This window comes from Acetomicrobium mobile, assembly GCF_937920065.1.
Genome location: NZ_CALETC010000335.1, coordinates 1 through 11321 on the forward strand (window position 1 = coordinate 1; position 11321 = coordinate 11321).

Annotated in this window: 9 protein-coding genes; 7 read left to right on the plus strand and 2 right to left on the minus strand. The window is 43.9% G+C overall.

Annotated features, from left to right (window positions below; translation table 11 throughout):
• The first annotated feature begins 265 nt into the window (after positions 1-265).
• Positions 266-1240, plus strand: coding sequence for a threonine/serine dehydratase (locus Q7P41_RS12595; RefSeq protein WP_303884733.1), 975 nt, complete (start codon positions 266-268; stop codon positions 1238-1240).
• Between the two features lie 103 nt (positions 1241-1343).
• On the opposite strand, the gene Q7P41_RS12600 is transcribed toward Q7P41_RS12595, so the two are convergent.
• On the minus strand, positions 1344-4952 hold the full coding sequence (locus Q7P41_RS12600; protein WP_303884735.1) for a hypothetical protein: 3609 nt from the start codon (positions 4950-4952) through the stop codon (positions 1344-1346).
• Positions 4953-5236: 284 nt separating this feature from the next.
• Between Q7P41_RS12600 and larE the strand changes: the two genes are divergently transcribed.
• The 6 genes from larE (at position 5237) to Q7P41_RS12630 (ending at position 11015) form a co-directional block, all read left to right on the plus strand.
• Positions 5237-6052, plus strand: coding sequence for an ATP-dependent sacrificial sulfur transferase LarE (larE, locus tag Q7P41_RS12605; protein ID WP_303884737.1), 816 nt, complete (start codon positions 5237-5239; stop codon positions 6050-6052).
• The gene (gene larC / locus Q7P41_RS12610; protein ID WP_303884740.1) at positions 6049-7167 is read left to right on the plus strand and encodes a nickel pincer cofactor biosynthesis protein LarC; all 1119 of its coding nucleotides are present in this window, start codon (positions 6049-6051) and stop codon (positions 7165-7167) included. The genes larE and larC overlap by 4 nt, the downstream gene beginning before the upstream one ends.
• 141 nt (positions 7168-7308) lie before the next feature.
• A complete protein-coding gene (locus Q7P41_RS12615) occupies positions 7309-8019 on the plus strand; it encodes a cytochrome c biogenesis CcdA family protein (RefSeq protein WP_303884741.1) in 711 nt (236 codons plus the stop codon).
• Positions 8020-8050: 31 nt separating this feature from the next.
• Positions 8051-8554 (plus strand): TlpA disulfide reductase family protein, encoded by a 504-nt coding sequence (locus Q7P41_RS12620; protein ID WP_303884743.1) that lies wholly within the window; start codon positions 8051-8053, stop codon positions 8552-8554.
• Between the two features lie 125 nt (positions 8555-8679).
• Positions 8680-9354 (plus strand): nitroreductase family protein, encoded by a 675-nt coding sequence (locus Q7P41_RS12625; protein ID WP_303884745.1) that lies wholly within the window; start codon positions 8680-8682, stop codon positions 9352-9354.
• Positions 9355-9377: 23 nt separating this feature from the next.
• Positions 9378-11015, plus strand: coding sequence for an MBL fold metallo-hydrolase RNA specificity domain-containing protein (locus tag Q7P41_RS12630; RefSeq protein ID WP_303884748.1), 1638 nt, complete (start codon positions 9378-9380; stop codon positions 11013-11015).
• Between the two features lie 96 nt (positions 11016-11111).
• Here the strand turns inward: Q7P41_RS12630 and Q7P41_RS12635 are convergent.
• Positions 11112-11321 (minus strand): hypothetical protein (locus Q7P41_RS12635; protein WP_303884749.1); only part of this gene is annotated, 210 nt, incomplete at its 5' end.

Here is an 11321-nt window from a genome sequence, read left to right on the forward strand (position 1 = left end):
ACACGATAAAGTTTTTGTTTGAATGCAAACAAACTCGTCTCTGCAACCACGCTAAAGACACAGAAAACAAATCTTATGAACCTTTTAGATGGTCTCTAAATGCTGTTATCAGCACTTGAAAGTTAAAGGGATCCCCCGCATTGTGTCTAAGCATTGGACCTCTGTTTTTTATGATTTTGATATGGGTTAAGAACCATTATAATGTTAACATGAACTGGTGAAAAAAGTCTTAATAAAGTTTGCGAAAAAGGGGAGAAATTAATAAATGATATGGCCTAAAGTTAAAGATGTCTTATTGGCAGCCAGCTTTTTAAATGGAAAGGTAAGACATACGCCTGTGGAAATGTCCCTTGATTTGAGCGAAGTCACCGGAGGGAATGTTTACTTGAAATGGGAAAATTTACAATTCTGCGGTTCTTTCAAGATTAGGGGGGCTTTGAACAAGATATTTCACATGTCAGAGGAAGAGCGTAAGCGGGGGGTTGTTACGGCTTCAAGCGGTAATCACGCACAAGGCGTGGCGGTTGCCGCAAAGATGCTCAATGTCAAGGCTGTAATTTTCGTTCCAGGCGTATGTCCCGCTACCAAGCAGAAGGCTATAAAGCGATTGGGCGGCGATGCGGTCGACTTACGAGTCGTTGGGCATCTCTACGATGATGCTGAACTAGCAGCCATGGATCTCGCAAATAAGGAAGGCTTGACTTATGTGTCTCCCTACGAAGATCACTACATAGTGAGCGGCGCTGGTACTGTTGGATTGGAGATGTTGCTTGATGAACCGGATCTTGATATGATCGTGGTTCCGGCCGGGGGCGGAGGTTTGATAACGGGCATTGCCATCGCTGCGAAGGCATTATCGCCTGGCATAAAGATCATTGGGGTTCAATCAGTTGCCTCAATGCCATGGGTGGTGTCATGGCAGTCCGGCAGGGTGGTGAATGTCTGTTATTCCGAGACGTTGGCAGACGGTCTTACAGGCACGATACCACAGTCTCTGCTGGACCTGGCTAGAACATGCGTTGATGATTTTATAGCGGTCACGGAAGAAGAAATAGCCAAGGCGATCGCCTTCCTCCATCAAAAACACCATCAAGTAGTAGAAGGGGCAGGTGCTGTAGGCGTAGCGGCTTTGCTATCGGGTCGCATTTCGGCTTTGGGGCGAAATGTAGGAGTGGTTATATCGGGAGGCAACATCGACCACGATGTTTTGTTAAATGTTCTACTAAACAACCAATCTTAAAAGGCTTAAATAGGCATTTAGCTTTAGTCGATGGTCGATCCTTCGTCAATTAGACTGAAGCGTCACATGCTTCATCCATGTGCTTTTGTGTTTTTGATAGGCTTTAATGGCTGCCGTTGAACTCGTTGACTGTAGAGAAGGTTCCCTTTTTCTCATTATCATGAGACGCAGGGCTGAAAAGTTGATCTAAAAGGCCCTGTAATAGCTGTGATATAAATTGATCGCCAAAATCGTAATCGGGCGAGCTCCCGTCACCGGTGGGAAAGGCAAAAAACAAGTTAACGTTCCACTCGTCTTCATCACCATTTAATCTGTGGGAAGTGGTGTCTTTGCCCAATGAAGGTTCGCCGACGCTTAATTTGGAAAGCGTTACCGAAGGCCATGTGCCTTTGATGCGCAAAGAGACATCCTTGAAATCTTTGACTGAAAACCCTCCAATAAGGCCTTTGAGCAAATTTTGCGCAATTTCCTGTTCCGTCGGATTTTCAAGCGCTGCTACCTCTTTTAAGGCTTTTGTCAAGGCATTTAAAGCCTTAGCGTTGACGTTCCCTAAACAAAAAAGGTCAATTTTGCCATCTGAAGCTATGACTCCGTCGAAAGAGATATAACGATATAGTGAATCGTCAGGATGAGAAGTGATCATGCTTCCAGGCAAGATGTAAACGGAAGGCCCATTTATATTAAAGTTTAATAAAGCCCGATGAAACTTAAAACCTTCAATGCCGAGTTCTTCTAAAGTTTTAGCCGGCTTTTGAAATGCAAGAATCTGACCATCGGTAATTTCGAGCTTGCCCAATCCTGACATGTTCACCAAACGCGCCCCCTCGCCCTTTAAGTCTAAGTAAAGGTTTGCAGAGCCACAAACCGAGTAAGCCTCTTTTAAAAAGTCTTGAAGGAGAAATTCCAGAGGTACGTCTTCGAGGGAAATCATAGTTTTCCATTGTAGAGGTCGGTTTCTTTTAGCAGTCAGGTGCATTTGCAATGTGCCCCCAGAAATCTTAGCCCTTAAATCGCCAATCTGGTATGCATCACCAGTAAATTGGATGGGGATGCTTGCCTTTTGGATCTTCAAGCCGAAAAACAACAGTTCATCAGCGTCAATGTTGCCGCGTACCGTTAATGTGTCTTTATATTCGCCCTTAAGATTAACTTGCACCAATCCCTGCAGTGCGTTTTTGAGGTTTGGCGAAAAAAGATGTGCTAGCATGCTTGTGGGCAATTTCTTTCCATGAAGGTCAAATTTAAGGGAAGGCCTTGGCTTAAAAGTGCCTTCAAGTTCGCCCTTTAAAACTCCTTCCTCGCTACATGCTTCGAAATAGTCAACCTTGAAGTTTGTCATATCGCTTTTTGCCAAAAAGTTAATTTTATCAAATGAAAGACCGCCGATAGCTGCTTCTTTCATGATGCCGTCGACCGTGATTTGAGGCGAAGCAATATTTCCCCTTATTTCTAACATGCCGCCCGCCAGACCCTGCGGAAACCACTTAGGGGGTAGCGGAAGATGTGACAAATTGATGGCATTGAACTGTCCGTTAAGATCTAATGCATCTTTTTGCGCAGTTCCCTTTAACATGACGATCCCTTCCCATAAATCGAAGGACAAAGTCCTTACCTCTGCAAAAGAATCGCGCACTTCCACATTGGCTATGAAGTTTTTTAAGGGTATGTTTCGCATAGTGATGTCATCGCTAATTACTTCTGAAGATAACGTCAATTTGCCGGGATGTCCCGTTATCTGAAAATCGCCCCTAATTGTTCCATCTAGTGCAAAGTCCGGTGACTCGAGTTTTATGTTTGTCATCTTGCCAGAAATATCCATCAGAGGAGAATTGTTTGCAAATGTTATGTTGCCCTCAAAATCAATCCTGCCCTCTGAACAAAGACTTTCACCGGAAAGAAATAACCCATTTTTAACAGATTTTACCGCAACTGACATATCAGTGAGCGATAGTAAATCGTCAAAGCAAAGCAACGGTGCATTGATATGAGCAGTTAAAGAAGTATCTGCGCCGCTTCGCGTAATCTTCCATTCTATTTCGGACTCACCGGAAATTTTTGTATTTGTTGAATCGAATATCTCGCCCAACTCGAGGTTTCTAATGACTCCAGATATGCCAAAGGTTGGATTTGAGGAAAAAATATCTGACACGATCCCTTTGCCATTAAGATCAGCGCTGTTAAGTTTTGCGTGCAAAGTTGCGATGTTTAAATTTCCCTTTTGCAATGCAAACTCGGCCTTTAAATCCTTTAAGTTCAAATACCCCGCTTTAAGTTGATCGGCTTGCGCAATACCCTCAAAGGCGAAGCTACCGGCCTTGCCGTGCACGCTTAAAAAGATATCACAATTGCCTTCCACTTCGAGTTCCCCGTTGTCTTTAAAACAATTTTTTAATTTTTTTGCGTCCACAGATCTGGCAGTGATAGTAGCGTCAAGCATTGGCGAACCGTCGTGTGAAGTTGCTCCTTGAAGCTCAAGCAGTATGTCCTTCCAGAAACCCTTGCCGTTGAAGCAAATTTGACTGCCGGACACTTCTGCGGTCATATCGGCATTTGTTAAAGCTAGGTTCATAATCTTCAGCTCGGGTGATCCGAATTTCACCCTTCCCGATAAATATTTTGGGGGTCCTTCCAAGGACAAAGCAATATTTTCGGCAGTTCCGCTCAGGGGGGAAAGCCAATCAAATCGATTTTTCCACGCCTCGATCGATGCTACCTTTGATTTTAGCTCCAATTTCAACCTTAAGGGGTTAAAAAAGACCATTACCGATCCCGTAACCTCTGATTCAAAGGATTTATTTTGCAGTACTTTAAAATCAAGCACTCCATTGCTGAAAAGAAGGGTAAAGGAAGTGTCATTTAGCGGAATGCCCACTATCTCGCCCGAGGGCAGGTAAAATTGTCCATCGATCTTGAGCGATCTTTTTTCGTCCATGGTGAAGCCTATTGAACCCGAAATGGTGCCTTTCGGTTTTGTCGATGTGAATCCGGGAAACATTGCCGCTATTTCATCAGTACTTATGTTATGAAGCTCACCCCTTAAGCTAAAGAGGGGCGTTATTTCTCCTTCTAAGACTCCGTTTCCTTCATTGGTTTTGATTAAACAATCTTCCAGAGAAACCCTACCATTGGAAGCAGAAAGGCGTCCTTTGGCCTGAAATTTAAGTAAGTTAATCGCGCCGTGAACGTCAAATTCCATTAGATTGTCTTCAGGCTTGAGATGAGCCCTCTCGATGTAAATTCTTCTTTTGCCCAATATTTCCGTGTCATAGAAACTTATATTCTCGATCGATATGGATTGTTTCGGCTCTTTGTCAGTCAAGGGGAGGTTGAAAAGCTTTAAAGCATCTTCGCTTGCGATTCTAGCGGAGTTTATCTCAATGCTTGTAACCCTCGGTTTTCCCGCTAACAGTGATCTAAGCGAGGGCTTGATATTAATGGACTTGGCGAGGTTTGTTATATTGCCATCGATGTCTAGTTTAACGTCTTTGCCAACGTAGCCAACCAAGGGATTGCCTGAAATGGACGAAAAAATGACATCCACACCTATATTGCTTTTAACGGCATGTCTAAATTTTTGGGCGACAAAATCTGCCCCCAGATTGCCCTTGTTTTTCCATAGCATTTCAATGGCTAAAAAGGAAAATAATATTAAAACAAGAGCAAGGATTACAAAAACTTTGACGCCCTTTTTGCTCAAATTTATTTTCAACATTGAAGCAGTCCTTTGACAAAAAATTCTTACATGCCCACAAGGGGAATTGCAAGTTTCATTAGCGAACTTTGTCCTTAACACTAATTTTTAATTTCGGCGGCGAAAAGCGTATTTTTGCTTAATAGGTTACTAAAAAACCGTCTCTTTCGACGTCATTTAATTATAGGCCAATTATGGTGCGCATTGATATGCCTTATACCTTGTTCATATTGCTACCTTCATTATATGATGAAAATGTATAATAAATTTCAAGGTTACTTCGCAACAGAAAAGAGGGACGAAAGGTGTCAAAATGGACTTCGTTGTTAGATTATATAGGCAGCCATCGAGATATTGTTGTCCTGCTGTCGGGTGGGCTGGATAGCTCATTTTTGACGTACGCATGCTTTAAAGCTAAAAGCAACGTCGTAGCCGTCACATTTTCTTCTCCCCTTATGCCCAAGAAGGAGGTAGAAGATGCAGCGCTAGTGGCGAAAGACTTCGGGATTAAACATTTCGTAATCGATTCGGATGATTTGAGCGTAAGTGAAGTAAGACACAACCATCACAGGCGATGCTATTTTTGCAGGAAGCACAGGGATAATTTGGTTAAAAAATGGATGGATAGCTGCTTTGTCTCAAAAAACTTTGTCATAATGGATGGCGCGACAGATTCGGACTTTAGCGAATACAGGCCCGGCCTTGAGGCAGCGAAAGAAGACAGGGTGCTTCATCCCCTTAGGGAGATGGGTTTTAAAAAAGAAGAGATAAGAAAGTTGGCACGCGAGTTCGGCCTTTCTTTTTGGGACAAACCTTCTTCGCCCTGCCTTGCTACCAGATTCCCCTACGGTACGACCTTAAACGAAGAAGATCTAACTCGAGTTGCCAAGGCTGAAGAATATTTGATTTCTCTTGGCTTTAGAAATGTAAGGGTCAGAAGCTACCAACGCAGTGTTGCTGTTGTGGAGGTATCGCCAAATGACGTAGAAAAAGTATGGGCCATAAAAGACGATGTCAAAAGCGCCCTCTTCGAGTTGGGCTTTCTAGTGGTGGCCGTCGATTTAGAGGGTCATAAAAGCGGTAAGATGGATTACATTTTAAAGGGGAGGCGTGAAGCGTGATAATATTTGAACCTCACTTGTCAGGAGTAAGCGGGGATATGCTTTTGGGCGCACTCGTGGACCTTGGCGCTGATTTTTCCCTGCTTGAACGTTTTGTTTCCGTAAAAAATGTGAAGGGCCTTTCGGGCCTTGAGATAAAAAAAGAGAAGTTAAAAAAGAAAGGAATATCTGCTACCAGGATCGAAATTATTCTTGATGAACAGGCTCGCACGAGACACGGACACGAGATGTTTGAAATTTTAGATCATGCCTCAGAAGCCGTAAGTGCTTCAAGCTGGGCACAGCAAAAGGCAAAAGAAGCGATTCTTTGTTTGCTTGAAGCCGAGGCAAATGTTCACGGAGAAAACGCAAAAGAAGTTCACCTGCATGAAACTGGCAGTTTTGACACCATCTTGGACTGTTTGGGCTATTTCATGCTCCTTGAAAGCTTGGGCGAAAAAGAAATCCTTTCCACCCCCATTTGCGTAGGAAGCGGAGTTGTAAACACTTGTCACGGGTTGCTCCCTGTGCCCGTACCTGCAGTAACTGCTATGGCTTGCAGTAAGGGCATTCCCATCGTCGGAAGCAAAGTCGAAGAAGAGTTGGCCACGCCAACCGGAGTCGCGCTTCTTGCCGTCTCGGCCGTCTTTTGTAAGGCCCTTCCTTCGATTGTGCCTTTAAAGGTTGGATATGGTGCCGGCAGCAAAAACCTTGAAGTGTCAAACGTGCTCAGGGCGACAGTTGTCAGTGAGGAAAGCGTAGAAGAAACGATTTTGATTGAGACTACCTTGGACGATATAACGGGCGAGGAAATTGGGTATGCCATTTCCAAGCTGCAAGAAACATCGAAGGAAGTTCACCTCCTTCAAGGCTTGGGCAAGAAAAACAGGCCCGTCTTTGTCTTAAGACTTTTGGTAGATTTAAAAGAATTAGATATGGCAATAAAGGCTTTGTTCGAACATACCACCACCATTGGTGTAAGGTATTGGCCCGTTTCGAGGGCAAAGATGGAAAGGGCCGTTGAAGCGATTCCTTATGGTGATGGTTTCGTGCGCGTCAAGGTCTCTCGTCACGGTGACCTACAGAAAGAAAAAATTGAGTTCAACGATTTAATGGATGACAAAGGCGATCAGTGAACCCCATAGCTTATGTAGATGTGTCATTGCAAGCGAACCTCTCCAGTGTTCCCCTATTTTTTAGCGTCCTTGGGTGATGACAAAAGTGCTTGGGTGTTGTAGGATATACATATCCAGGTATAGGTATAAAGGGGGGTTGAGATGATGCCAGAAATTACCTTTACGATTGCTTTTATTGCAGGTTTATTGTCCTTTCTTTCGCCCTGTCTTTTGCCCATGGTCCCGGTTTATATCGCCTATCTGGCCGGAGATACTGCAGCAACGTCAGATAGAAAGGATAATTCAACTAACCTTAAGGCCTTTTTGCACGCCTTGCTTTTCGTCGCCGGTTTTTCCGTTATCTTTGTACTTTTTGGCGCCTCCGCCACTGCTTTCGGCAAACAACTGATAAAGAATCAAATCTTGGTCAAAAGGTTGGGAGCCGTGATAGTTATATTTCTTGGGCTTTATATGATGGGTCTATTTGATCTAGTTTTTCTCGAGCGCCAGCGACATTTCAGGATAAAGGCGGTCAAAACCTCTTGGGTGAGGGCTTTCCTTATGGGAATAGCCTTCTCTGCCAGTTGGACGCCTTGCGTTGGCCCCATATTGGCTTCGATATTGGTCATGGCAAGCGCTAGTGAGACCGTTAAGGAAGGCGTACTGCTTTTACTCGCATACTCCATGGGGCTTGGATTGCCGTTTTTGGCCGTTGCGTTGTTCGTGGATATATTTGAAAGCTTAATAAAGAAACATACAACCAAGATAATACATATTAAAAAAGTGGCGGGTGTGATTCTAGTCGCAGTTGGGATCTTGATGTTTTTCGATTTCTTTTCAAGGTTTACATACCTATGGACGCCCCTTTTGTAATTAGAGAATCATAATCGTGAGGTGATATGTTATGAAAATAAATCGATGGGTTTCTTTTGTGCCACTGGCATTAATCATTTCTTTGGTCCTTTTTCCCAATGTGGTGGCTCTAGCGAATGCTCAAAAAGGAAAAATAGCGCCTGATTTTGAGGTGGTTGATTTAAAAGGCAATACCTTTAAGCTCTCCGATTTCAAGGGAAAGCCTGTATTACTCAATTTTTGGGCAACTTGGTGTCCTCCCTGCTTGGCCGAGCTGCCTGAGTATGAGCGTTTTTTCAAAGAACATGCGCGAGAAGTACATCTGGTTGCCGTAAATTTAACCGCTTCTGAAAAATCCGTAGATTACATTAAGAGGTTTGTAGAAGACAAGGATCTGTCCTTCCCTGTTTATCTGGACTCTCGCGGTTTAGCAGCACAACTTTATCTTGTACGTTATATACCGACAAGCTACTTTTTAGATGAGAATCTCGAGGTAAAAGAGATTCATATCGGGCCTTTAAAGTATGAAGAAATAGTGCAGAAATTTGGCTTGTGACTGCTTTAACCTAAGGGCTTTAACTTTACCCCTTTAGTATTTTCATCAAAGATTTCGCGGACGTAAGATAGTTGTATGTTATACTTTAAACGATGGCTAAGTTTAAACGAGGAGATGATAGGGCGATGAATGGATTGCTTCCCGAGATAGCAGGCTGGACGAGTATTAGAAGGTATGACACTCGTCCTATTCCAAACGACGTCATAAAAAGAATTCTGGAGGCGGCAAGGCGAGCCCCCAGCTGGGCCAATGTTCAGCCCTGGCATTTTATAGTAGTCAGGGAAAGGGCAATGAAGTCGCAGTTGCGCCAATTGGCTGTGGGCCAACCCTTCGTTGAGACCGCCGATAGCGTTGTAGTTTGCTGCGGCGATATGTCGGCTTGGTCCGAGGAGCGAAGGTTGAAACAGATGCGTTCCTTATCGCAAGCTTTAGGACGAAGTTTCAACGAAGAAAAGGCAAAGGAATCGCTTAATGATCCGGCCTATAATCCCCTTTTAAGGGGTAAAGATGTCTTGGTTGCTAGATTGTATGAGCAGCTGTCTTTGGCGATAGCCTTTATGATTCTGCAAGCTAAACACGAAGGAGTGGGAAGTTGCATCGTTGGAGCTTTTGCGAATGAAATTACTGCCGTCAATATGGATCTCTACAAGAAAACTTGTAGCGATTTGGGACTTCCTCAAGATATGATGATTTTAACCCTGGTGACGTTGGGGTATCCTCTGGAAGATCCGCAACCTCGACCCCGCAAGCCCTTCGATGAGGTCGTCTCCTTGGAAAGGTACCGCAATCCATTTGCCTAACTCTTTGGAAAGGAGTGTTTTTCGTGCGTCTTGGGATTTATGGTGCTGCTGAAGAAGTAACCGGGTCGTTATATTTATTGGAGCACGACGGAAGAAGAATTCTTATAGACTGCGGAATTTTTCAGGGACAGGACGAGGACAAGAAAAACAGCGAACCCTTCCCCTTTGATGCAAGTACAATTGATGCTGCATTGTTAACCCATGCCCACTTAGACCATTCTGGACGCATTCCGCTGCTCGTTAAAAGAGGGTTTCGGGGGAAAATTTATGCAACCACGCCGACGCTTGAGTTGTGCGAAATTTTGTGGAGAGATTCTGCCCGTTTGATGCAGGAGGAAGCCGAATGGAAAACGAGAAAGAATAAAAGAAAGGGCCTTCCCCCAGTTTCGCCTCTTTTCACCGAAGAAGAGGTAGATAAAGCTTTAGAGTTTTTTGCTCCACTTTCTTACGACGATATATTTGAGATTGTGCCCGAAATTAAAGTGCGCTTTCGAGATGCAGGTCACATTTTAGGAAGCTCCATCATTGAAGTTTGGATTGGCAAAGAAAGCGTGAAGTTGGTTTTTTCCGGTGACTTAGGACAGCAGATCACGGTTTTGGATAGAAACCCTGCTGTCATCAATGACGCGGACTATGTAATAATAGAGTCCACCTACGGAGATCGAAACCATAAAAGTCTCGATGATACGAGGAATGAATTTGCCTCCATAATTGAGGAATCCTTGAGGGATCGCTCGAAGATCTTGATTCCCACCTTTGTAGTTGACAGGGTACAAAGATTGCTATACGAGTTGACATTACTTCAAGAAAAAGGCATATTAAGCGGTGATATTCCCATATATTTTGACTCTCCGATGGGTGTAAAGACGACCAGAGTATACAGGAAGTATTCTTCCCTACTCTCCTCTGAGGTTCAAGACAGACTCCTAAAAAATTTAGATCCCTTTAGCCCGAGGGGATTAAAAGAGGTCATAACACCACAAGAATCCAAGAAGATCAATGACGTTTCCTTTGCCATAGTATTAGCCGGAAGCGGCATGGCAAATGGTGGAAGGATTGTTCATCACTTAAAACATAATCTGTGGAATCCTCGAAGCCATCTTATATTTGTGGGCTATCAGGCTGAAGGTACATTGGGCCGTAGAATAATAGATGGAGCAAGGTTTGTCAAAGTTGCAGGTGAAGAAGTGGCTGTCAAATGCAAAGCACATACTATTGGAGGCTTTTCCGCTCATGGCGGACAAGATGACCTTCTTGCCTGGGCTTCGAACTTTAAAACAAACCCGGTATTTCTCGTCACCCATGGCGAAAGAAAGGCCTCAAACTTTTTAGCTAGAGAGCTAAAAAAAATTGGGTTCGAGGCCCTCGTTCCTCAAAAGGGCTATGAAATGCTTCTTGATCGCGGGCGGCCGACCGTAGAAAGAAAGATTGAGGCCCTTGCCGAAAGGCCTTTTAAGGATCTCCAGGGAATTGTCAAGGACATGGACATTTTGTTGGCAAGCTTGAGCGATGTGCTTGAAGGCGTAGAAGTTGCGGAAGACATGGAAGCGCTCCTTCTGTCAGCTAAGGTATTGCTTGAAGTGGCTAACCAGAGGGTTGCAACCAAAATGGAGGTTGCACAAAGCGAGACAAAAGACAACTATCCCTCCTCAACCTTTTAGCGTAAATTTCCGCTGTCAAGGAAATAAGGGCCATCACTTTAAACGTAACCGGATGATGGCCCTTATCGTGTCACAATCTTCTGTTTGGTTGTTAGGTTAATTCTTGAATATCTTTTCCAGAATGGTCTTTTTGATCACATCTTCAGGGCTTTCTTGTTTATCTGTCGGCATTTGTTCTTGATCGGGTGTTACTTTTTCTAAAGTCTCTTCTCCCATCCCTTCCGGTTGGGAGACATGAAAATCGGATATTTTAGGAGACTCGAAAGTCCCGGTTAAGTTAAAACTTACTTCTCTGAAGTCGGATTG